Raw genomic sequence first — 21,163 nt, 5'->3', positions numbered from 1 at the left:
GCAACTCGGGCCTAAAGGCCCTCAAACAGTGCTCGCCCTTTTCCCGCCACAAGCTCCGTTGCTCGGCGCCGCACAGGGCGAGATTAACGCTCTCCGAATTCAGCTATCGACCCCAAACGGTAATTGCCAGGGGAAAGCAGATGTTCAACGTTTGAGTTCACCGGACTGCGCGGCTTTTCGCGCAGCTCCGGTGGAATGATGGGTTGGGCATCTGGGCAATAAGCGGTGAATGGCATTGCTCAAAGAAATTTCTCAAGCGCCATACAAACGAGGTCGCCACGTCTGCGTGAGAACTTACTGAGGTCTACTGTTAGGGGGTCGCCTCCCTGCTGTGTCAACGTGATTAGCATCTCCAAAGCGTCAAGTTCTACAGCACGTATTGTTCCCAATGCTTCGCGTCGCTCTTGTCGTTGAGTCCCGGTAGGAACCTCACCTCGAGTCGCCGCCTGAAGCCTGTAAATGGATTCTTGCTCAATAGCTTCCCAGGCCCGGAATACCTCGTGAACCGACTCAACCTGGGTAGAACGCCACCGATAGGGAAAGGTAAGCTGATCCACATCTAATGGGCCAGCAATCAGGTTCTTCTGTTGGTAATCGTCGACAAGAGGGGTGCCTGCCTCAAGGCGTACTTCCTTTGTTAGACGAGCATCATGAAACCAAAGCCCGCTACTCCGAAGAAATGTCAGATTTGTGGCGGCTTCTTGTAGCGTCATTTCAGGATCGAAGAAAATGAATCCAATGTCCATGCTTAGACCTGCGCGACGCAAGATTTGTAGTGCCCGGAGGTTTCGGTCGGTGGTTGCTGGCTTACGATATCGTTTTGCTTGTTCTCCCGCGCCAGACTCAATACCAACAAACACTTCTCGTAAGCCGGCTTCCTGAAGAGCCGTCAATACAGTTACCCCAGATGGATGATGGGCCGTCTTTCCAGCAAGAATACTCGCAACGCGCATATCAACGTATAGAGAAAAGTCACCTGAGATATTTCCCCGGTCCTTCTCGTTTGCGATTGCTCTAGCCAGAGATAGCGCCCGAGTAGGATCGGCGCCCATGAAGTCTTCGTCGGTGAAGTAGGGATGTCGAACGCCGGCTGCTGACAGCTCGCATAGTTCTTGAACGATGCGCGGAACGTCAATAACACGCCATTCGATCTTGTCGTTGTACTTATGCTGGATAGCGCAAAAAGTACACCGACCATATGAACACCCCCGGGATGACTCTGCCCTAACTATTCCGCCAAGCGAGACTAGCTGCTTTAAGAATGGGCGGGATGGTGCGGGATACTTGGAGAGGTCGACATTCTTACGACGAGTACTAACGACACCTCTTGTGGTACGGAACTTCAGATTTGGAATCGATGCCTCGCCGAGCACTTCGCGCCAGTGCTCACGTGACACCTCTTGCATGAGCTTCACTAATAGAGTGAATGCTTCTTCACCCTCACCAATCACCACAATAGCCTCTGGAAACTCAGACAGAAGACTCTCGGGGGCAAATGTGGCTATAACTCCCCCAAGTACGAGCACTGGCTTTATCTCGGGCTGGATAAGTTTCCACTTTGCCACCAATCCCCGTACTGTTCTCAAACTGCCTAACGGAGTGGAGATGCCAATTACATCTGACTGACGTATTTCGTCTGAGGTTGGCAAACCGGTTATCGGCTCAAAGTACTGAGATACATGGGCTCTAGTGCCGAGTTCTTGTTCAACGGCTGCCGCAATCATGCCTATGCCAATTGGCTCGTTGATCTCTTCTCGGGATGACCCCGGATCAACTAGAACGATTTGCATGGCTGAGAACAACTACAAATGGGGAAAGGAAAATGCGCAAGATCAAGATGCCCAACTAGTAATAGACGACAAAAACGTCCAATAAAAACGGGACTGTCCAATATCCTGGAACACCGGACAGCCGAATCTATTGTCCCGCATGGGATTCAGCAAACCTTCCGTTTACTGGCCCCACTAAAAATCCGTGAAACCGGACAGCCTCAAAGTTACCGTCGGCACACTCACACCGCAACCAAAAGTTGCAAATCGCATATCCAAAGCAACTGAATCACCCACTCCCAACCGGTGCGATCACCTTCGCCACGTCACAGGCTTCCCATCCCCTTCCACCTCCGCCGAGCAGCGCAAGGCGGGCGGGGGGATTTCGGCGAGGACTGTCTGAGGCCCGCAGGGCCGAGTTCCGCAGCCGCCCCGACCGACTGAGCAGCGCAGGGGAGCCCGCAGGGCCGGGGGTGAGGGTCGCCTTCTTGTTGGTTACTTATTCTTGGCGAGACAAGAATAAGTAACCCGCGCGTCAGGCGCGGAACACAGCCGCAAAATCAACAACCCACGCCCGAAGCCCCCCCACGACAAACCAGCAAAACCCCATAACAAAAACCCGCCCCGGAACCTCCGGGACGGGCTTCTTGCTGGCTTGCTACAGGAGAAACAGGAAATAACTCAGGCCAGGGCCGAGCTGCGGATCAGGTGGTCGAAGGCCGAGAGGCTGGCTTTGGCGCCCTCGCCCATGGCGATGATGATCTGCTTGTAGGGCACGGTGGTGCAGTCGCCGGCGGCGAAGACGCCTTCGGCGGAGGTCTCGCCCTTGGCGTTGATGACGATCTCGCCCCGGTCGGAGAGTTCGACGGTGCCCTTGAGCCAATCGGTGTTGGGCAGCAGGCCGATCTGCACGAAGATGCCTTCCAGGGCGACGGTCTTTTCCTCGCCGCTGACCCGGTCCTTGTACTTGAGGCCGTTCACCTTCTGGCCGTCACCGGTCACTTCCGTGGTCTGGGCTTCGGTAATCACCGTGACGTTAGGCAGGCTGAGCAGCTTCTTCTGCAGCACGGCGTCGGCCCGCATTTCCTTGCCGAATTCCAGCAGGGTGACGTGGGCGACGATGCCGGCCAGGTCGATTGCAGCCTCGACGCCGGAGTTGCCGCCGCCGATCACGGCGACGCGCTTGCCCTTGAACAGGGGGCCGTCGCAGTGGGGGCAGTAGGCCACGCCCTTGGTGCGGTACTCGGCTTCGCCGGGCACGTTCATTTCACGCCAGCGGGCGCCGGTGGAGAGGATCACGGTCTTGCTCTTCAACACGGCGCCGTTGGCCAGGGTCACTTCGGCGGGCTGGCCGTTGGCGGCGGGCTTGAGGGCGGCGGCGCGCTGCAGGTTCATGATGTCCACCTCGTATTCGCGCACGTGCTGCTCCAGGGCCATGGCCAGCTTGGGGCCTTCGGTTTCCTTGACGGAAATGAAGTTCTCGATGCCCAGGGTGTCCAGCACCTGGCCGCCGAAACGCTCGGCCACCACGCCGGTGCGGATACCCTTGCGGGCGGCGTAGATGGCGGCGGCGGCGCCGGCCGGGCCACCGCCCACCACCAGCACGTCGAACACTTCCTTGTCGGAGAGCTTGGCCGCATCCCGGGCGGCAGCGCCCGTATCCACCTTGGCCAGGATTTCGCCCAGTTCCATGCGGCCGGAGCCGAAGGCCTGGCCGTTGAGGTAGATGGCGGGCACGCCCATGATCTGGCGCTCTTCCACTTCCTGCTGGAAGACGCCGCCATCGATCATCACCGCTTCCACATTGGGGTTGAGCACGGCCATGGTGTTGAGGGCCTGCACCACGTCCGGGCAGTTGTGGCAGGAGAGGGAGATGAAGGTCTCGAAGCTGAACTTGCCGTCCAGGCCCTTGATCTGCTCGACCACCTCGGCCTCCACCTTGGGCGGGTGACCGCCGCTCTGCAGCAGGGCCAGCACCAGGGAGGTGAATTCGTGGCCCATGGGGATGCCGGCGAAATGGATGCGGGGACTCTGGCCGGCCCGGGCGATGCCGAAAGAGGGACGGCGTGCGGCCTGGCCGTCTTCGCGCAGACTCACCTTGTCGGACAGCTCGGCGATGTCGGCCAGCAGGCTGCGCATTTCCTGGGCGGTGGCGGAATCGTCCAGGGAGGCCACCAGTTCGATGGGCTGGACGAGTTTTTCAAGGTAAGCCTTGAGCTGGGTCTTGATGCTGCTGTCGAGCATGGTCTTATCTCCCTAAATCGAAGTGATGCTGTACGGAAACGGATGAAATACGGTGCGGCATGCAATGGAAAGGCGCCCGCATGGGGATGGATGTGCGGGAGCACACCCGGCGGGCGCCTTTGCGCTGCAATCCGCCGCGGCGGGCCCGGCTGGCCGGGCACCGCGCTGCGGAAGGAAGAAGGTCTTAGATCTTGCCGACCAGGTCGATGGAGGGAGCCAGGGTCTTGGCGCCTTCCTTCCACTTGGCGGGGCACACCTGGCCGGGGTTGGCGGCGGTGTATTGGGCGGCCTTCAGCTTGCGCAGGGTTTCGGAAACGTCGCGAGCGATTTCGTTGGAATGGATTTCCAGGGTCTTGATCACGCCGTCCGGGTTGATGATGAAGGTACCGCGCAGGGCCAGGCCTTCTTCGGGGATATGCACGCCGAAGGCGTTGGTCAGCTGGTGGGTGGGATCACCGATCAGGGGGAACTTGGCCTTGCCCACGGCGGGGGAGGTTTCGTGCCACACCTTGTGGGAGAAGTGGGTGTCGGTGGTGACGATGTACACCTCGGCACCGGCTTTCTGGAATTCGGCGTAGTTGTCGGCGGCGTCTTCGATTTCGGTGGGGCAGTTGAAGGTGAAGGCGGCGGGCATGAAAATCAGGACGGACCACTTGCCCTTCAGGTCGGTGTCGGAAACGGTGATGAACTTGCCGTTGTGGAAGGCATTGACGTTGAAGGGCTGGATGACGGTGTTGATCAAGGAAGTGCTCATCGTTTTATCTCCTGAGTTGAGTGAAACAAAGTTGGGGTTGGGTGAGGCGATGGGTGAATAGTAAAGACCCCGGCGAAATTACTCTAATTGATTGTATTCATATTTAAGATAGCCAATGACTATCGACAAATGAAGCAGCTTCCGGCACGGGGCCCCGACCGGCGGCAGACGCCGACATGGGGGTGGATGAAACCTGGGCTTAAGGGGGAAGGGACAGCGAAAGGCCGGCAGATGTTCCGCGGCAGCGGGGAAAGTCATCCACATTTCCTGTGGATAACCCTGTGGGAGAGCTGGGGGCAGTAGCCGCCAGGGCCCGCCGTTACTGGGATTGCCTTACCCTGCCACGAAAAGCGGCAGGGGCGGCGGAGGGCACATTCAGGCCGAGGCGCGCAAGACCCCGGGGAAAAAATATTCCGGGCCGTGGGGAGTGAGAACGAGATGGAAACGGAGGTTGCCGCTGCGGGCCGCCTCCTGGCTGACCAGGGCTTTCTGGGCCTTGGCGTCGCCGGCCAGGGCCTGGTACTGGTCGACGAAGGCCTGCTGATCGTCGGCAGCCTGCACGGTCTCGGCCGTGGCGGCGATGGCGGTGAAGCGCTGGGTCAGTTCGGCATTGGCGGCGAACAGGCGCTCGATCTGCTGGCGGTCGGGAGTGTTGTTGACCACCGTCACATGCCCGTCGGAAGCGACGGCCAGCATGGGTTCCGGCGAGGTGCGAAGCCCCTCTTCGCGGAATTTCTTGCCGACCTCGGCGGCAAAATCCGCCACCTCGGCGGACAGCCACTGCCGCGCGGCATCGACCTGCTGGCCGTCCACCGCTTCGGTCAGACTGGCCGCAACGGCTGGAAGCACCTGTTTTGGCGCAGCTTCCGGGGCGCTGCCGGCCCGTGCCTGGGCCTGATAGGCTGCCTGGGGAAAGGCGAGCGACGTGGCGCTCACAAACATGAAAAAGCCTCCGCATATGGTTTTGCGAAGGCTTATTGCAAGACGGATGCCAGCCGGGGCGGCGGGCCCCGGGGCGCTTAGGGCTGCAGGCGGCGGCGGGCTTCGTAGAGGCAGACGCCGGAAGCGACGGAGACGTTGAGGCTCTCGACGCTGCCGAACATGGGAATGCGCACCAGCTGGTCGCAGGTCTCCCGGGTCAGGCGGCGCATGCCCTCGCCCTCGGCCCCCAGGACCCAGGCGGTGCCCTTGGGCCACTCGGCGGTATACAGGTCGCCGTCGGCCTGGTCGGCGGTGCCGATGATCCAGATGTCCCGCTCCTTCAGTTCGCGCAGGGTGCGGGCCAGGTTGGTGACGGTGATGTAGGGCACGGTCTCGGCGGCGCCGCTGGCCACCTTCAGCACGGTGTTGGTGAGGCCCACGGAACGGTCCTTGGGAGCTATCACCGCATGGGCGCCCACTGCATCGGCCACCCGCAGGCAGGCACCCAGGTTGTGGGGATCGGTGACCCCGTCCAGGATCAGCAGCAGGGGCGGCTCCTCCAGGGTGTCGAGCACGTCGTCCAGGGTCACCTGGCGCTCGTTGGCGTCCACCTTGGCCACCACGCCCTGGTGCCGCTGGCCCGGGGCCAGGCCGTCGAGGCGCTTGGCGTCGGCGGGAATGACGCGGATGCCCTGGGCCTCCGCATGGCGCAGCAGGTCCTTGGCCCGGGCGTCCTTGCGGCTCTGGTCCAGGTACACCTCCTTCACCGCATCCGGATTGTGGCGCAGCTTGGCGATGACGGCATGGAAGCCGTGGATGAGGCGGGTGGGGTGATTCTTTTCGGGAGCGGCCTGGGACATGGGGAGGCAATCGGAAACGGTTCGGGCCGCCATTGTAGACCAAGGCCCGGGCCGGCCCCAGCCCGGCGCCGGCAAGAGAAATGCCTTGCCCGCCCCATAGGCCCCGGCTAGTATTCAAGTCGGCGGAACTGATGCCGTTAAATCAGTCAGTTGAAGGCTTTTATTACAGCGATTTTTTAACTACGGCCCATCATGCTCGATCACGCCCTTCCCAGCCTGGATTCCTGGGTCCTGTTCTTCTCCGAACAGGAACTGCCCGTCTTGCGGCACACCGTGCGGCGCCTGGAAGAGGCGCGGGAACGCATGGACAGCATCAGCGGCCGGGAGATCGCCAGCATCATCCTGCAGGACCCCATGATGACCGTGCGCATGCTGGCCTACATCCAGCCCCTGCGCGGTTCCCGCCTGCGCAACGACGTCACCACCATCGACCAGGCCGTGGTCCTTTTAGGTATCGAACCCTTCTTCAAGAAGTTCGAAAACCTGCCCATGGTGGAAGACACCCTGAAGGAGCAGCCCCAGGCCCTGCTCGGCCTCATCAACGTGGTCCGGCGCGCCCAGCGGGCCGCCCAGTACGCCTACGACTGGGCCCTGTGGCGGCACGACCTGAACATGGAAGAAATCGTGGTGGCCACCCTGCTCCACGAACTGCCCGAACTGCTGCTGTGGTGCTGCGCCCCCAAGCTGGCCCTGCAGATCAAGGCGCTGCAGAAGTCGGACCGCGCCCTGCGCTCGGTCACCGCCCAGGAAACCGTACTCGGCGCCCACTTCGCCGAAATGCAGCAGGCCCTGTGCCGGGCCTGGAACCTGCCCGAGCTGATGCTCAAGCTCACCGACGAGGAACAGGCCAGCGCCCCCCGGGTGCGCAATGTCCTGCTGGCCGTCAATCTGGCCCGCCATTCCGCCAACGGCTGGGACGACGCGGCCCTGCCCGACGACTACCGGGACATCGCCGAATTCCTGCACGTCCATGTGTATACGGTGATGAAGAAAGCCGGCGCCCCCATCCCGCCGGAAATGGAAGCGGCGGAACTGGGCCTCAGCGACGAGGCCGAGGCCGGGACCGCCGACCCAACCGAGCCCCCGGCTCAGCCGCAGTAGCGCAGGTTGGCCAGGTCCAGCAGCAGTTCCGGCGCCTGGTAACCGAGGAAGATCAGCACCAGCAGGGCGGCCGCCAGAGCCGCCCCCACTCCCCAGAAAAACCAGCGCCAGTGGCGGGCCATTTCAGGCACCTGCCGGCTTCGGCTCGGCCCGCTGCACGGGCCGCTCGTCAATGGGCCAGCAGAGGATGGCGGCGATCACCGAAAGGCCGATGGAGAGCAGCCAGGCCAGGTCGTAGGAGCCGGTCTTGTCGAAGATCATGCCGCCCAGCCAGGCGCCGAGGAAGCTGCCCAGCTGGTGGCCGAGGAAGACGATGCCGGCCAGCATGGACATGAAGCGCAGGCCGAAGACCTGGGCGATGAGCCCGTTGGTGAGGGGCACCGTGGCCAGCCACAGCAGGCCCATGCAGGCGGAGAAGATCCAGATGCTGGCCACCGACAAGGGGGCCAGCATGAAGGCGCCGATGACCACCACCCGGGCGCCGTAGATCAGCATCAGCAGGTTTTTCTTGCTGCCCTTGCCGCCGGCCCAGCCGAAGAGGAAGGAGCCGAAGATGTTGAAGAGGCCGATGAGGGCGATGCCGGTCATGCCGACGTTGGCGGAGAAGCCCGAATCCACGGCGAAGGACGGCAGGTGCAGCATGATGAAGGCGGTCTGGAAGCCGCACACGAAGTAGCTCCAGAACAGGTAGTGGAAACTCCTCTGCCCGCCCGCCTCCACCAGGGCGGCCCCGGCGGACTGGCCGGCGCCGCTCACATGCTTGTGGCCGTCGGCCATGGCATAGGCCAGGGGCGCGATGAGGCCGACGCCGCAGGCCAGGAGGAACAGGGCGGCCTGCCAGCCGAAGCTGCTGATCAGGGCCTGGCCGATGGGCAGCACGGCGAACTGGCCGAAGGAGCCGCCGGCGCTGGCGATGCCCAAGGCCAGGCTGCGCTTTTCCGGCGTCGTGTGGCGGCCGATGACACCCATGATGACGGCGAAGGTGGTGCCCGACAGCCCCAGGCCCACCAGTACCCCGGCGGACAGGTCGAGAGCCAGGCCGGTGCTGGAAACGGCCATCAGGGCCAGGCCCACGACATAGAGCAGGGCCGAGGCGGCGATCACCCGGCCGGCCCCGTAGCGGTCGGCGAAGGCGCCGGCGAAAGGCGAGCCCAGGCCCCACACCAGGTTCTGGATGGCGAAGGCGAAGGAGAAGACTTCCCGGTTCCAGCCCAGGGCGCCGGTCATGGGCTGCAGGAAGAGGCCGCCGGTATGGCGGATGCCCATGGAGAGAGTGAGGATGATGCAGCCGCACACCAGGATCAGGGTCGGCGTGCGCCAGGCGGACGGGCTCGATGGGGACATGTTGTTTGTTCTCTGCAGCATGGGGTCCGCCATTATAGGCAGGCCGGGGACGGCACAGTTCAAAGCCGGTATTATTCCCACGTCAATCAACAGGGAGCGCTGACAATGAGCGTAGGCGGCATGATTTTCCTCGGCCTGGTGGTGGTGGCCCTGATCTACGGCATCACCCTCTACAACGGACTGGTGGGTCTCAAGCACGGCGTCGCCAAGGCCTGGGCCAATATCGACGTGCTGCTCAAGCAGCGCCACGACGAACTGCCCAAGCTGGTGGAGGTGTGCAAGCAGTACAAGGAATTCGAACAGAGCACCCTGCAACGGGTGATCGAGGCCCGCAGCCAGGTGCAGAGTGCCCGTCAGGCCCAGGATGTGGGCGCCCTGGGCGAGGCGGAAGGCGCCCTGCGCCTGGGTCTTGGCCGGCTCTTCGCCGTCGCCGAGGCCTATCCCGAACTCAAGGCCAACGAGCACTTCATGCAGCTGCAGCAGCGCATCACCGCCCTGGAAAATTCCATCGCCGACCGCCGCGAGCTGTACAACGAGGCGGTGAACATCAACAACGTGCGGGTCGACCAGTTCCCCGACGCCATCATCGCCCGCCTCTTCCGCTTCGATCCCCAGCCCCTGCTGGAATTTGCCGCCGCCGAAAAGGCGGACGTGGACATCAAGCAGCTCTTCAGTTGATCCCCCGCCACTTCAAGCTCCACTGGCAAACGGGCCAGTGGATCACCTCGGGCGCCCAGCTGGCCCTGCTGGTGATCGGGGCCCAGACCGAATCTCCCCTGGGCTGGAGCGTCTGCCTCGGGCTGATGGCCCTGCTCAGCCTGTGGGCCTGGAGCGGCGCCCTCAAGCGGCGCCGGGCCATCGCCGACACCCCCACCTCCCGCATCGCTTCCGCCGCCCAGGGCTACGTCGAACTGCAGGGCAACGGCCGCCCCATGGCCGGCCTGCCCCTGGTCTCGCCCCTCAGCGGCGGCCGCTGCCTGTGGTATCGCAACACCACGGAGCAGAAGGATTCGGAAAACCAGTGGAAGGTCATCAACCGGGACGAAAGCGAGGCTTCCTTCGTCCTCGACGACGGCAGCGGCCTCTGCGCCGTGGACCCGGCCGGTGCCGAAATCCACACCCGGCACAAGCAGCAGTGGAGCGAGGGTGACTACCGCCATACCGAATGGACCCTGCGGGACGGCGACGACATCTATGTCCTAGGCGGCTTCCACACCCGGGGCGGCGGCGACGCCCTGCTGGACCCGGCGGAGGACCTGAAGCAGGTGCTGGCCGAGTGGAAGCGCAACCCGGAGGAACTGCACCGGCGCTTCGACCTCAACGGCGACGGCGAGCTGGACATGGAGGAATGGCGGCTGGCTCGCCAGGCCGCCCGGCGCGAGGTGGCGCAGCTGCACCGCCAGGCCCGGGCCGTTCCCGACATCCACCTCATGGGCCGCCCCGATGGCGGTCGGCTCTACCTCATTGCCAATCTGGCGCCGGAAAAGCTGGCCCGGCGCTACGGCCTGTGGGCCCTCTTCCACCTGGCCGTCTTTTTCGCCGCCCTGGGCGCCCTGCCCTGGGTCTGGCAACAACTATAAAAAAACCGGGCGCCGCCCATCCCCCAAGGAGACAACATGACCGTCCTCAGCACCGCTGCCGCCATCGCCACCCTGCTGGTGGCCCTGCTCCACGCCTACATCCTGGTGCTGGAAATGTTCTGCTGGAACACCCCGAAGGGCCGCAAGGCCTTCGGCCTGACACCGGAGTTCGCCGCCGCCACCCGGGTCCTGGCCGCCAACCAGGGCCTCTACAACGGCTTCCTGGCCGCCGGCCTGCTGTGGGGGCTGCTGCCGGGCGAGGCCGGCTTCTCCATCCGCTGCTTCTTCCTCGGTTGCGTGGTGGTAGCCGGCATCTTCGGCGCCGCCACCGCCAGCCGCCGCATCCTCTTCGTCCAGGCCCTGCCCGGAGCCCTGGCCCTGGGGCTCAATCTGCTGGCGGCACTGTAAGCCGCCCGCGCCCGGCCAGGGCCGGCGCACCAGGCCGGGTGGCCATCAGGGATTGAAGCGGGCCGCCAGAAAATCCAGGAAGGCCCGCAGCCGGGCCGAGAGATTGAGGCGGGGCGGGTAGATGGCGTAGAGGTCCGCCGGCGGCAGGGACCATTCCCCCAGCACCGCCCGCAGGCGGCCGCTCTCCAGGTATTTGGCCGCATCCCATTCGGAGCGCACCACCAGGCCCTGGCCTTCCAGAGCCCATTGCTGCACCACGTCGCCGTCGTTGCTCGACAGGCCGCCCCGCACCTTCACCGCCACGCTGTCCTTGCCCTTGGTGAAACGCCACAGGTGGTAATCCTCGTCGTTCTGGCGGTGGATGATGCAGGCGTGGCGGGCCAGTTCCTCCGGGCTTTGCGGCTCGCCGTGGGCCTCCAGGTAGAGGGGCGAGGCGCAGACGAAGCGGCGGTTGGACATGATCTTGCGCGCCGCCAGGCGGGCGTCCGGCGGCTCGCCGAAGCGCAGGCCCAGGTCGAAGCCCTGCTCCGCCAGGTTGAGGGGCCGGTCGGTGAGTTGCAGCTGCACTTCCACCGCCGGGTGCTGGCGCACGAACTCACTCACCAGGGGGGCGATGTGGCTGCGCCCGAAGCCCAGGGTGGCGTTGATGCGCAGCCGCCCCCGGGGTGCCGCCTTGCTGCCGGCCACCTCGTTCTCCAGCTCCCGGATGTCTTCCAGGATGGTCCGGGCCCGGGCCAGGAACACCTCCCCTTCGGCGGTCAGGCTCATGCGCCGGGTGGTGCGCTGCACCAGCCGCACCCCCAAGCGGGCTTCCAGCTGGGCCAGGCGCTTGCTCAGGGCCGGGGCGGTGAGGTGGAGTTCCCGGGCAGCGGCGGCCAGGCTGCCCTGGCGGGCCAGGAGGACGAAGAATTCCAGGTCGGAAGCGGTGTTCATGGGGCGCCTCTCATTGATAACTTTCGTTCATCAATGTTGTGAATATGGCTCAACTATAAACCAGTGCAGCGGGACTAACCTTCGCTCCGTACTCCAGCCCTTCCGCCGCCCTGCCGGCTCCTGCTGACCCCTGTCAATTACGCTAAGAAGGAAAGCCCCATGCGCATCGTCGATATCCGGGAAGTGACCCGGCCCATCTCCTCCCCCATCCGCAACGCCTACATCGACTTCTCCAAGATGACCCTGTCCCTGGTGGCCGTGGTCACCGACGTCATCCGCGACGGCAAGCCGGTGGTGGGCTACGGCTTCAATTCCAACGGCCGCTACGGCCAAGGCAGCCTGATCCGGGAACGCTTCCGTCCCCGCATCCTCGAAGCCGCCCCCGATTCCCTGCTCGACGAATCCGGCAACAACCTGGACCCCCACAAGGTGTGGGCCTGCATGATGAACAACGAGAAGCCCGGCGGCCACGGCGAGCGCTCCGTCGCCGTGGGCACACTGGACATGGCCATCTGGGACGCGGTGGCCAAGATCGAGGGCAAGCCCCTCTACCAGCTGCTGGCCGAACGCTACGGCAACGGCACCCCAAAGCGGGAGGTCTTCGTCTACGCCGCCGGCGGTTACTACTGGCCGGGCCAGGACCTGCAGGCCCTGAAGAACGAGATGCAGGGCTACCTGGACCGGGGCTACAAGGTGGTGAAGAAGAAGATCGGCGGCGGCACCCTGGCCGACGACCTGAAGCGCATCGAGGCCGTGCTCTCCATCCTGCCCGCCGGCTGCAAGCTGGCGGTGGATGCCAACGGCCGCTTCGATCTGCCCACCGCCATCGACTACGCCAAGGCCCTCTCCCAGTACGACCTGTTCTGGTACGAGGAGGCCGGCGATCCCCTGGACTACGCCCTGCAGGCCGAGCTGGCCAATCACTACGCCGGCCCCATGGCCACCGGCGAGAACCTCTTCTCCATGCAGGACGCCCGCAACCTGATCCGCTACGGCGGCATGCGAGCCGACCGGGACTGGCTGCAGTTCGACTGCGCCCTCTCCTACGGCCTGGTGGAATACCTGCGCACCCTCGACATGCTCAAGGAGCACGGCTGGAGCCCCTCCCGCTGCATTCCCCACGGCGGCCACCAGATGTCCCTGGCCATCGCCGCCGGCCTGGGGCTGGGCGGCAACGAATCCTACCCGGACCTGTTCCAGCCCTTCGGCGGCTTCCCCGATGGCGTGCAGGTCAAGGACGGCATCGTCACCCTGCCGGAACTGCCGGGCATCGGCTTCGAAGGCAAGGCCGACCTCTACGCCGAGATGAAGGCCCTGGGCGAAGCCTGAGCAGGGGCCGCCGCTTGCGGCCAGCCGGTCCGCCCCGCCAGCGGCGGCCAGCCCCCGGGGGCCCAGCGACTGGGGTTTGACCTAGGTGTATGCCAGCAGGGATATTTGCTACAAATACACCAGAAAATCCTCCCAGGCCGCCCCATGCCCCCTTTCACCCACGTCCCCTGCACCGGCCCCAGCGACGCCGTGGCAGAGCGCATCGCCCAGATGGCAGAGTTCCTGCCGGAAAGTCTGTGGCTGGTGGACGTGGCCTCGCGCCAGGTGATCTACGCCAACCCGGCCTACGAGAAGGTGTGGGGCGCCAGCCGGGAAAGCCTCTACCAGGACCGCCACGACTGGCTCCAGCAGGTCCATCCGGAGGAGCAGCAACGCCTGCGGGACGCCATCCGGCGCCGGCCCCACGGCGGCCTGGACATCCGCTTCCGCATTCTCACCGAGCGGGAGGAGGTGCGCTGGCTGCACATGAAGAGCTTTGCCATCGGCGACGGCCCCCGGCCCCACACCATCGGCGGCATCGCCTTCGACGTTTCCGACGTCCTGGCGGCCGAGGCCCGGGCTCACCACCTGACCCATTTCGACGGCCTCACCGGCCTGCCCAACCGCAACCAGTTCCGCGAACAGCTGGTGGAAGCCCTGCGCCACGCCGAGCGCCGGCAAAGCCAGGCCGCCCTGCTCTGCCTGGGCCTGGACGGTTTCCAGAGCGTCAATGAGAACCTGGGCTACCGCATCGGCGACGCCGCCCTGGCCCAACTGGCCCAGCGCCTGCGCCGGGACCTGCGCGGCGGCGACCTGCTGGGCCGCCTGGGAGGCGACCTGTTCGGCCTGCTGCTGACGGATGAGGGCAGCCTCGACATCTCCCAGGCCGCCCGCCGCCTGATCGACCTCACCGCCACCTCCCTCGAGGTGGAGGGCAGCGACGTCTATCTGGGGGCCAGCCTGGGCATCGCCGTCTATCCCTCCGACGGCACTTCCGCCGACCAGCTGCTGTACCGGGCCGAGACCGCCCTGCACGACGCCAAGCAGCACGGTGGCGGCACTTTCCGCTTCTTCGAGGCTGCCGCCAACGAGCGCCTGCGCAGCCGCCAGCAGACGGAACAGGCCCTGCGCCTGGCGGTGCAGGAAAACCAGTTCGTCCTGCATTACCAGCCCAAGGTCAGCTGCAACAACGGCACCATCATCGGCGCCGAAGCCCTGATCCGCTGGCAGCATCCCCAGCACGGCCTCATTTCCCCCGCCGAATTCATCCAGGCCATGGAGGAAAGCGGCCAGGTGGTGGCCGTGGGCCGCTGGGTCATGCACCAGGCCTGCCTCCAGGCCAGTCGCTGGCATGCCCGGGGCCTGGGCCCGTTCTCCGTGGCCGTCAATCTCTCGGCCCGGCAGCTGCGGGAGGGCAACCTGGTGCAGCAGGTGCGCCAGGTCCTGGAGGAAACCGGGCTGGCCGCCCGCTGGCTGGAACTGGAACTGACCGAATCCATGCTGATGGAGGACGTGGAGGAGACCATCGCCACCCTCGGCGAACTGCGGGCCCTGGGCGTACGCCTGTCGGTGGATGACTTCGGCACCGGCTATTCCAGCCTCTCCTACCTGAAGCGCTTCCCCCTGGATGCAGTGAAGGTGGACCGCTCCTTCGTCCAGGACATCGTCGCCGACCCCAACGACGTCTCCATCACCCGGGCCGTCATCACCATGGCCCATGCCCTGCAGATGAAGGTCATCGCCGAGGGGGTGGAAACGGAAGCCCAGCTCGCCCTGCTCATCGCCAACCGCTGCGACGAAATCCAGGGGTATTATTTCAGCCGGCCGGTTCCGGCGGAGGAGATGGAAATCATGCTGGAAAACGGCAAGACCATCCCCGAGGATCTGATCCATCCCCGGGAAAGAAAGCGCACCCTGCTCCTGGTGGACGACGAGGAAAACATCCTCTCCGCCATGAAGCGCCTGCTGCGCAAGGAAGGCTACGACATCCGGATCGCCAGCGGCGGCGAGGAAGGCCTCAAGCTCCTGGCCGAACACCCGGTGGACGTCATCATTTCCGACCAGCGCATGCCCGGCATGACCGGGGTGGAATTCCTGCGCCGGGCCAAGGTGCTGCATCCGGAAAGCATCCGCATCGTCCTCTCCGGCTATACCGAGCTGCAATCCGTCACCAGCGCCATCAACGAGGGCGCCATCTACAAGTTCCTGACCAAGCCCTGGGACGACGAGCAGCTCAAGGAGCACATCGCCGAGGCCTTCCACCAGAAGGAACTGGCGGACGAGAACCGGCGCCTCTCCAGCGCCGTGCAGCTGGCCAACCGGGAACTGGAAAGCGCCAACGGCCGCCTGCAGCAACTGCTGGAAGAGCGGGAGCAGCGCATCAACCGCAACGAGACGGCCCTGGACGTGCTGCACGAAGTGCTGGAAATCCTGCCCTGGCCCCTGCTCGGGGTGGACGACGAAGGCATCATCGTCACCATGAACGGCCAGGCCGAAAACCTCCTCGGCTCCCAGGGCGGGCTGCTGGGCGAGCCCCTGGACTCCGTCCTGCCCCCGGCCACCTGCGACCTGCTGCTGCGCCAGGGCGTCAAGGAAACACCCCTGCAGCTGCGCGAGCGCACCTTCCTGGCCCGCAGCCATTCCCTCGGCCTCGCCTCCGCCGGCCGGGGCCTGGCCATCACCCTGATGCCGACGAGCCCGTCATGAACCAGGAACCGCGCTGGCTGCCCCTGGCCGAGGTGATCCCCGGCACCCCCCTGGCCGCCGACCTGGCTGACGGGGAAGGCCAGTTGCTGCTCACCGCCGGCTCCCGGCTCGATGCCCACCGCCTGCAGCAGCTGGCCCGCCAGGGCATCGCCACGGTGCCGGTGCCGCCGCCCCCGCCGCCGCCCACCCCGGAGGAAATGGCCCGCCGCGAAGGGGAGGCCCGCCTGCGCATGGAGCGGCGCTTTGCCCACGCCGGACACGGTCAGGCCAGCCGGGCCCTGTTCCAGGTCCTGCTGCAGCGGCAACTGGAGATGCCCTGAGATGTCGCCCCAGGCCTGCCCTCCGCCGCCGGACCGGGACACTGTCGCCGCCCGCATCGCCGCCCTGCCCAGCCTGCCCAGCGTGGCGGCCGAGCTGCTCAGCGGCGACGCCATCGAGGAGCTGGACGTGGCGCCCCTGGCCCGGCGCATCGCCGCCGACCAGGTTCTGGCGGCCCGGGCCCTGCGGGTGGCCAACTCGCCCTTCTACGGCATGCCGGGCATGGTCGGCTCGATCCAGGAGGCCATCGTCGTGCTCGGCTTTCGCGCCGTGCGTTCCCTGGTCATTTCCGCCGCCGCCGTGCAGGCCCTCGCCAGCCTCAAGCCGGGCCGCAACTTCTCGCCCCGCACCTTCTGGCGCCATAGCGTCGGCACCGCCGTGGCGGCCCGGCACCTGGCCATGCTCAGCGGCCGCAACGCCGAGGCCGCCTTCACCGCCGGCCTGCTGCACGACATCGGCCAGCTGGTGCTGTGCGTCGCCTTCCCCCGTCACTACGCCGCCGTCCTGGCCCGCAGCCAGGGCCACGAACTGCCCCTGGTGGCCGCCGAACTGGAATACCTGGGCCTCACCCATGCCGAGGCCGGCGCCATGCTGGCCACCCGCTGGGGCCTGCCCCAGAGCATGAGGGAAGCCATCGCCCTGCATCATCAGCCCGACGAGGCCCGGGCCGACTCCCTGGTGGACCTGACCCACGTCGCCAACGTCCTGGCCCATGGCCTGGAATTCTCCACCCCCCTGGAAGAACCGGTGCCGCCCCTTTCCGACACGGCCTGGAACCGGCTCAACATCGACTGGGCCCGGCTGGCGCCGACCCTGGACCAGATCGCCAACGAGTTCGAGGATACCCTGCATGCCCTCCTTGCCTGATCCCGGTCCGATCCCCCCCGGCCTGCCCGAGCTGCTGCACGGGGAAGTGCTGCTGCGCCACCTGCAGGTGAGCGTGGCCGACGACCAGGGCGCCATCCTCTACGTGAACGAGCGCATGTGCGAAGCCTGCGGCTACCGGCCGGATGAGCTGCTGCAGCACAACTACAGCGTGCTGGCCACCGGCCGCCATCCGCCCGAGTTCTTCGCCGAGCTGTGGCAGACGGTGCGGGCCGGCTTCGAATGGCGCGGCGAAATGTCCAACCGGCGCAAGGACGGCTCCGAATACTGGATCGAGCTGACCGTGGTGCCCCTGCCGGCAGAGGGCAACCTGCCCCGCCGCTACGTCGGCCTGGGTTCGGACATCACCCGCATCGTCGAGGCCGAGCAGCAGCTGCGCAGCAGCGAGGCCCGCTTCCGCGGCCTCACCGAAACCATCAGCGCCGCCGTGATCCTCTACAAGGGCGGCCCCATGCTCTACGTGAACCGGGCCATGGAGCGCCTGACCGGCTACAGCCGGGCCGAGCTGCTGCAGATGAGCTTCTTCGACCTGGCCCATCCCTCGGTGCGCGACCTCCTGCAGGAACGGGCCGCCGCCCGGCTGCGCGGCGAGGCCATGCCGGCCACCTACGAGGCCCCTTTTGTCACCAAGGCGGGCAAGACCATCTGGATGGAGATCACCGCCGCCCGCATCGAATACGAGGGCGGCTACGCCGGTCTCGGCACGGCCATCGACATCACCGAACGCAAGCGGGCCGAGGCGGCCCAGCGCAGCACCCAGCAGATGCTGCAGCAGATCATCGACGGCGACCCGGTGCCCACCTTCGTCATCGACGCGGAGCACCGGGTGACCCACTGGAACGCGGCCTGCGCCCTGGTCACCGGCATGCCCGGGGAGAAGATCATCGGCAGCACCCGGGCCTGGTCCGGCTTCTATGCCGAAGAGCGGCCGGTGCTGGCCGAGCTGGTGGTGGACGGCACCGCCGACAGCCGCATCACCGGCCTCTACGGCGACACCTTCCGCCGCTCCCCCATCATTCCCGGGGCCTACGAGGTGGAATCCTTCTTCCCCAATTTCGGCGACCGGGGCCGCTGGCTGTTCTTCACCGCCGCCCCCCTCAAGGATGCCCAGGGCCGCATCATCGGCGCCATCGAGACCCTGGTGGACGTCACTGAGCGTAAGGAGGCCGAGGAGGCCCTGCGCAATGCCCACACCAAGCTGGAGATACTGGTGGAACGGCGTACCGCCCAGCTTTCCCTGGCCAAGCAGGCCCTGGAAGAGGACGTGCGGCGGCGGGAAGCTTCGGAGAACGAGCTGCGCCAGCGCAACGCCGAACTGCTGGAGGTGAACAAGCGCCTGCAGGAAGCCCAGGAGCAGCTGGTGCAGTCGGAAAAGATGGCCTCCATCGGCCAGCTGGCCGCCGGCGTCGCCCACGAGATCAACAATCCCATCGGCTACGTGCAATCCAACCTGTCCACCCTGGGCCGGTACCTGGAGGACATGCAGACGGTGCTCGACTCCCTGGCGACGGCGGTGGCCCAGCTGCCGTCCGAGCACCCGGCGGCCCAGGCCGTGGCCCGGGTCAAGCAGGACCTGGACTTCGACTTCCTGCTGGAGGATCTGCCCAGCCTGGTGACCCAGTCCCGGGACGGCATCGACCGGGTGCGCAAGATCGTCGCCGACCTGAAGGACTTCTCCCGTCTCGACGCCTCCCAGGATTGGCAGTGGGCCGACCTGCACCAGGGCCTGGATTCCACCCTCAACATCGTCAACAACGAGATCAAGTACCGGGCCGAGGTGGTCCGGGAATACGGCCAACTGCCGGAGGTGGAATGCCTGCCCTCCCAGCTCAACCAGGTCTTCCTCAACCTGCTGGTGAACTCGGCCCACGCCATGCCCGAGGGCCAGATGGGCCGCATCACCCTGCGCAGCGGCCACGACGAGCCGGCGCACCAGGTATGGCTGGAAGTGGAGGACAACGGCAGCGGCATCTCCCCCGAAAACATGCACCGCCTGTTCGACCCCTTCTTCACCACCAAGCCCGTGGGCAAAGGCACCGGGCTTGGCTTATCCTTGTCCTACGGCATCGTGCAGAAGCACCACGGCCAGATCACCGTCAGCAGCGAGCTGGGTAAGGGCACCACCTTCCGCATCGTCCTGCCGGTCAGCCAGCCAAAAGAGGGAGCAACCCCATGAGCGACGGCAACCTGCCCGCCCCCCCCGCCACCATCCTGTGCGTGGACGATGAGGCCAACATCCTCGCCGCCCTGCGCCGCCTGTTCCGTCCCGCCGGCTACAAGGTCCTGCTCGGCAACAGCGGCGCCGAGGGCCTGCAACTGCTGGAAGCGGAAAACGGCGAGGTGGACGTGGTCATCTCCGACATGCGCATGCCGGAGATGGACGGCGCCCGCTTCCTCGCCCAGGTCAGGGCCCGCTGGCCCAAGGCGGCGCGCATCCTGCTCACCGGCTACGCCGACATCGAATCCACCGTGGCCGCCATCAACCAGGGCGAGATCTACCGCTACATCGCCAAGCCCTGGAACGACAGCGAAGTCATGCTGACGGTGAAGGACGTGCTGGAGCGCAAGGCCCTGGAGCGGGAAAAGGCCCGCCTGGAAGAACTGACCCGGCGACAGAACGAGGAGCTGAAAAGCCTCAACGCCAGCCTGGAGGAGAAGGTCCAGGCCCGCACCCAGGAACTGGCCCTGGCCAACGAGAAGCTGAAGACCAGTTTCATGACCTCGATCCGGGTCTTCGCCAACCTCATCGAACTGCGGGAAGGCCGCATGGCCGGCCACTCCCGCCGGGTGGCGGACCTCTCGCGCAAGACCGCCAAGCAGATGAACCTGTCGCCCCGGGACAGCCAGGACGTGTTCCTCGCCGGCCTGCTGCACGACATCGGCAAGATCGGCCTGCCCGACCACCTGCTGGCCAAGAACGAACTGCAGATGACCCCGGAGGAGCGGGGCCTGTGGCGCAAGCATCCGCTCAAGGGCGAACAGGCCCTGATGGCCCTGGAGGACCTGCGGGGCGCCGCCCGCCTGATCCGCAGCCACCACGAACGGGTGGACGGCCAGGGCTACCCCGCCGGCGAAATGGAAGGGGCCATTCCCCTGGGGGCCCGCATCCTGGCGGTGGCCAACGACTACGACGGCCTCATCCAGGGCACCCTCAACGGCAAGAAGCTGAACGAGCAGGCCGCCCTGGAGTTCATCGACAAAAGCCGGGGCCGGCGTTACGACCCGGCGGTGGTGGATGCCTTCCTGGTGGTCTGCGGCGGCATCAAGGAGCCGCCGCCGGTGGGCCTGCCCCTGCTGCCCGCCGAACTGGAGCCGGGCATGGTCCTGGCCCGGGATTTCCTCAGCCGCGACGGCATCCTGCTGCTGGCCGCCGACTATGTCCTGGATGAAAACCTGATCCGGCAGATTCGCGAATACGAGAAGAGCGAATTCGGCGGCCGCATCACCCTCCACATCCATCCACCGAAGATCGTCGATCATGAATAACCGCCCACCCCGCATCCTGCTCGTGGACGACGAGCCCGCCGTCCTGTCGGCCCTGGCCCGTCTGCTGCACCGCCAACTGCCGGCCGGCCCCGAAGTGGAAACCTTCACCTCCCCCCGGGCCGCCCTGGCGCGGGCCTGGGAAGTGCCCTTCGCCCTGGTGGTGAGCGACTACCGCATGGCCGAGATGGACGGCATCGCCTTCCTCAAGGAATTCGCCGAAATCCAGCCCCATGCCCTGCGCCTCATGCTCTCCGGCGCCGCCGACTTCGACGTGCTGGTGAGCGCGGTGAATGCCGTGGGCCTGCACCGCTACCTGATCAAGCCCTGGGACGACGAGGAAGTATGCAGCGTGCTGCAGGGCGCCTATGCGGAATTCGGCCGCCAGGAGGCGGAGCGCCAGCTGGCCCTGGAACGGCAGCGGCAGCTGGGCCAGCTGAGCCCGGAGGAAATCGAACGGCGCCGCCTGGAGGCGGAGGAACCGGGCATCACCCGAGTCAACTGGGGCCCCGACGGGGCCATCCATCTCGACGATTGAAGGGGCCGCCG

Annotated in this window: 19 protein-coding genes; 11 read left to right on the top strand and 8 right to left on the bottom strand. The window is 65.8% G+C overall.

What is annotated here, in order from left to right:
- Positions 1 to 239 precede the first annotated feature (239 nt).
- From AC3QLZ_RS16390 to rlmB, 5 genes are all read right to left on the bottom strand, one after another.
- Positions 240 to 1,790, bottom strand: a complete 1,551-nt coding sequence (locus AC3QLZ_RS16390; RefSeq protein WP_014236976.1) for a B12-binding domain-containing radical SAM protein — start codon at positions 1,788 to 1,790, stop codon at positions 240 to 242.
- Positions 1,791 to 2,450: 660 nt separating this feature from the next.
- Positions 2,451 to 4,013 carry an alkyl hydroperoxide reductase subunit F gene (gene ahpF, locus AC3QLZ_RS16385; RefSeq protein ID WP_014236975.1) on the bottom strand — a complete coding sequence of 521 codons (1,563 nt, stop codon included), beginning with the start codon at positions 4,011 to 4,013 and terminating at the stop codon, positions 2,451 to 2,453.
- Between the two features lie 184 nt (positions 4,014 to 4,197).
- On the bottom strand, positions 4,198 to 4,767 hold the full coding sequence (ahpC, locus tag AC3QLZ_RS16380; protein WP_014236974.1) for an alkyl hydroperoxide reductase subunit C: 570 nt from the start codon (positions 4,765 to 4,767) through the stop codon (positions 4,198 to 4,200).
- Between the two features lie 375 nt (positions 4,768 to 5,142).
- A complete protein-coding gene (locus AC3QLZ_RS16375; protein ID WP_014236973.1) occupies positions 5,143 to 5,709 on the bottom strand; it encodes a hypothetical protein in 567 nt (188 codons plus the stop codon).
- A 77-nt stretch (positions 5,710 to 5,786) separates the two neighbouring features.
- Entirely contained in the window at positions 5,787 to 6,548 is a 762-nt protein-coding gene (gene rlmB, locus AC3QLZ_RS16370) for a 23S rRNA (guanosine(2251)-2'-O)-methyltransferase RlmB (RefSeq protein ID WP_014236972.1), read from the bottom strand.
- 192 nt (positions 6,549 to 6,740) lie between these two features.
- On the opposite strand from rlmB, the gene AC3QLZ_RS16365 reads away from it, so the two are divergent.
- A complete protein-coding gene (locus tag AC3QLZ_RS16365; protein ID WP_014236971.1) occupies positions 6,741 to 7,649 on the top strand; it encodes an HDOD domain-containing protein in 909 nt (302 codons plus the stop codon).
- Here the strand turns inward: AC3QLZ_RS16365 and AC3QLZ_RS16360 are convergent.
- Together AC3QLZ_RS16360 and AC3QLZ_RS16355 are read right to left on the bottom strand one after the other, a co-directional pair.
- The gene (locus AC3QLZ_RS16360) at positions 7,637 to 7,771 is read right to left on the bottom strand and encodes a hypothetical protein (RefSeq protein WP_014236970.1); all 135 of its coding nucleotides are present in this window, start codon (positions 7,769 to 7,771) and stop codon (positions 7,637 to 7,639) included. The two genes, AC3QLZ_RS16365 and AC3QLZ_RS16360, sit on opposite strands and share 13 nt — an antisense overlap.
- A 1-nt stretch (position 7,772) precedes the next feature.
- Complete coding sequence (locus tag AC3QLZ_RS16355; RefSeq protein WP_043798019.1) at positions 7,773 to 8,993, bottom strand: MFS transporter; 1,221 nt, start codon at positions 8,991 to 8,993, stop codon at positions 7,773 to 7,775.
- A gap of 105 nt (positions 8,994 to 9,098) precedes the next feature.
- Here AC3QLZ_RS16355 and AC3QLZ_RS16350 point away from each other — a divergent pair, with 105 nt between their 5' ends.
- From AC3QLZ_RS16350 to AC3QLZ_RS16340, 3 genes are read left to right on the top strand one after another with little or no spacing between them, the layout of a single operon-like run.
- Entirely contained in the window at positions 9,099 to 9,671 is a 573-nt protein-coding gene (locus AC3QLZ_RS16350; RefSeq protein ID WP_014236968.1) for a LemA family protein, read from the top strand.
- Entirely contained in the window at positions 9,668 to 10,573 is a 906-nt protein-coding gene (locus AC3QLZ_RS16345; RefSeq protein ID WP_014236967.1) for a GIDE domain-containing protein, read from the top strand. Before AC3QLZ_RS16350 ends, AC3QLZ_RS16345 begins: the two co-directional genes overlap by 4 nt.
- A gap of 36 nt (positions 10,574 to 10,609) precedes the next feature.
- Positions 10,610 to 10,981: a DUF1304 domain-containing protein gene (locus AC3QLZ_RS16340; RefSeq protein ID WP_014236966.1), complete on the top strand. Its 372-nt coding sequence runs from the start codon at positions 10,610 to 10,612 to the stop codon at positions 10,979 to 10,981.
- Between the two features lie 45 nt (positions 10,982 to 11,026).
- On the opposite strand, the gene AC3QLZ_RS16335 is transcribed toward AC3QLZ_RS16340, so the two are convergent.
- Positions 11,027 to 11,914: a LysR family transcriptional regulator gene (locus AC3QLZ_RS16335; RefSeq protein ID WP_492783275.1), complete on the bottom strand. Its 888-nt coding sequence runs from the start codon at positions 11,912 to 11,914 to the stop codon at positions 11,027 to 11,029.
- Between the two features lie 159 nt (positions 11,915 to 12,073).
- On the opposite strand from AC3QLZ_RS16335, the gene AC3QLZ_RS16330 reads away from it, so the two are divergent.
- The 7 genes from AC3QLZ_RS16330 to AC3QLZ_RS16300 all read left to right on the top strand — a co-directional run bounded on the left by AC3QLZ_RS16330 (position 12,074) and on the right by AC3QLZ_RS16300 (position 21,152).
- Positions 12,074 to 13,243, top strand: coding sequence for a mandelate racemase/muconate lactonizing enzyme family protein (locus AC3QLZ_RS16330; RefSeq protein WP_014236964.1), 1,170 nt, complete (start codon positions 12,074 to 12,076; stop codon positions 13,241 to 13,243).
- Positions 13,244 to 13,387: 144 nt separating this feature from the next.
- Entirely contained in the window at positions 13,388 to 15,928 is a 2,541-nt protein-coding gene (locus AC3QLZ_RS16325; RefSeq protein ID WP_014236963.1) for an EAL domain-containing protein, read from the top strand.
- The gene (locus AC3QLZ_RS16320) at positions 15,925 to 16,248 is read left to right on the top strand and encodes a hypothetical protein (RefSeq protein ID WP_014236962.1); all 324 of its coding nucleotides are present in this window, start codon (positions 15,925 to 15,927) and stop codon (positions 16,246 to 16,248) included. The genes AC3QLZ_RS16325 and AC3QLZ_RS16320 overlap by 4 nt, the downstream gene beginning before the upstream one ends.
- Position 16,249: 1 nt before the next feature.
- Positions 16,250 to 17,113 (top strand): HDOD domain-containing protein, encoded by an 864-nt coding sequence (locus tag AC3QLZ_RS16315; protein ID WP_014236961.1) that lies wholly within the window; start codon positions 16,250 to 16,252, stop codon positions 17,111 to 17,113.
- Entirely contained in the window at positions 17,097 to 19,307 is a 2,211-nt protein-coding gene (locus AC3QLZ_RS16310; RefSeq protein ID WP_014236960.1) for a PAS domain S-box protein, read from the top strand. Before AC3QLZ_RS16315 ends, AC3QLZ_RS16310 begins: the two co-directional genes overlap by 17 nt.
- Complete coding sequence (gene nosR / locus AC3QLZ_RS16305) at positions 19,304 to 20,617, top strand: response regulator c-di-GMP phosphodiesterase, NosR family (protein WP_014236959.1); 1,314 nt, start codon at positions 19,304 to 19,306, stop codon at positions 20,615 to 20,617. The genes AC3QLZ_RS16310 and nosR overlap by 4 nt, the downstream gene beginning before the upstream one ends.
- Complete coding sequence (locus AC3QLZ_RS16300; protein ID WP_014236958.1) at positions 20,610 to 21,152, top strand: response regulator; 543 nt, start codon at positions 20,610 to 20,612, stop codon at positions 21,150 to 21,152. The genes nosR and AC3QLZ_RS16300 overlap by 8 nt, the downstream gene beginning before the upstream one ends.
- Positions 21,153 to 21,163 lie beyond the last annotated feature (11 nt).

The sequence above is a fragment of the Azospira sp. MPR-LB4 genome, assembly GCF_058809525.1.
The sequence above is the reverse complement of the archived record's forward strand: the minus strand, read 5'-3'. Positions and strand labels throughout refer to the sequence as shown.

Bases quoted from the DNA above. Each gene is read 5' to 3' on its own strand.
- AC3QLZ_RS16390 (WP_014236976.1), bottom strand. From the start codon at position 1,790: ATGCAAATCGTTCTAGTTGATCCGGGGTCATCCCGAGAAGAGATCAAC.
- ahpF (WP_014236975.1), bottom strand. From the start codon at position 4,013: ATGCTCGACAGCAGCATCAAGACCCAGCTCAAGGCTTACCTTGAAAAA.
- ahpC (WP_014236974.1), bottom strand. From the start codon at position 4,767: ATGAGCACTTCCTTGATCAACACCGTCATCCAGCCCTTCAACGTCAAT.
- AC3QLZ_RS16375 (WP_014236973.1), bottom strand. From the start codon at position 5,709: ATGTTTGTGAGCGCCACGTCGCTCGCCTTTCCCCAGGCAGCCTATCAG.
- rlmB (WP_014236972.1), bottom strand. From the start codon at position 6,548: ATGTCCCAGGCCGCTCCCGAAAAGAATCACCCCACCCGCCTCATCCAC.
- AC3QLZ_RS16365 (WP_014236971.1), top strand. From the start codon at position 6,741: ATGCTCGATCACGCCCTTCCCAGCCTGGATTCCTGGGTCCTGTTCTTC.
- AC3QLZ_RS16360 (WP_014236970.1), bottom strand. From the start codon at position 7,771: ATGGCCCGCCACTGGCGCTGGTTTTTCTGGGGAGTGGGGGCGGCTCTG.
- AC3QLZ_RS16355 (WP_043798019.1), bottom strand. From the start codon at position 8,993: ATGTCCCCATCGAGCCCGTCCGCCTGGCGCACGCCGACCCTGATCCTG.
- AC3QLZ_RS16350 (WP_014236968.1), top strand. From the start codon at position 9,099: ATGAGCGTAGGCGGCATGATTTTCCTCGGCCTGGTGGTGGTGGCCCTG.
- AC3QLZ_RS16340 (WP_014236966.1), top strand. From the start codon at position 10,610: ATGACCGTCCTCAGCACCGCTGCCGCCATCGCCACCCTGCTGGTGGCC.
- AC3QLZ_RS16335 (WP_492783275.1), bottom strand. From the start codon at position 11,914: ATGAACACCGCTTCCGACCTGGAATTCTTCGTCCTCCTGGCCCGCCAG.
- AC3QLZ_RS16330 (WP_014236964.1), top strand. From the start codon at position 12,074: ATGCGCATCGTCGATATCCGGGAAGTGACCCGGCCCATCTCCTCCCCC.
- AC3QLZ_RS16325 (WP_014236963.1), top strand. From the start codon at position 13,388: ATGCCCCCTTTCACCCACGTCCCCTGCACCGGCCCCAGCGACGCCGTG.
- AC3QLZ_RS16320 (WP_014236962.1), top strand. From the start codon at position 15,925: ATGAACCAGGAACCGCGCTGGCTGCCCCTGGCCGAGGTGATCCCCGGC.
- AC3QLZ_RS16315 (WP_014236961.1), top strand. From the start codon at position 16,250: ATGTCGCCCCAGGCCTGCCCTCCGCCGCCGGACCGGGACACTGTCGCC.
- AC3QLZ_RS16310 (WP_014236960.1), top strand. From the start codon at position 17,097: ATGCCCTCCTTGCCTGATCCCGGTCCGATCCCCCCCGGCCTGCCCGAG.
- nosR (WP_014236959.1), top strand. From the start codon at position 19,304: ATGAGCGACGGCAACCTGCCCGCCCCCCCCGCCACCATCCTGTGCGTG.
- AC3QLZ_RS16300 (WP_014236958.1), top strand. From the start codon at position 20,610: ATGAATAACCGCCCACCCCGCATCCTGCTCGTGGACGACGAGCCCGCC.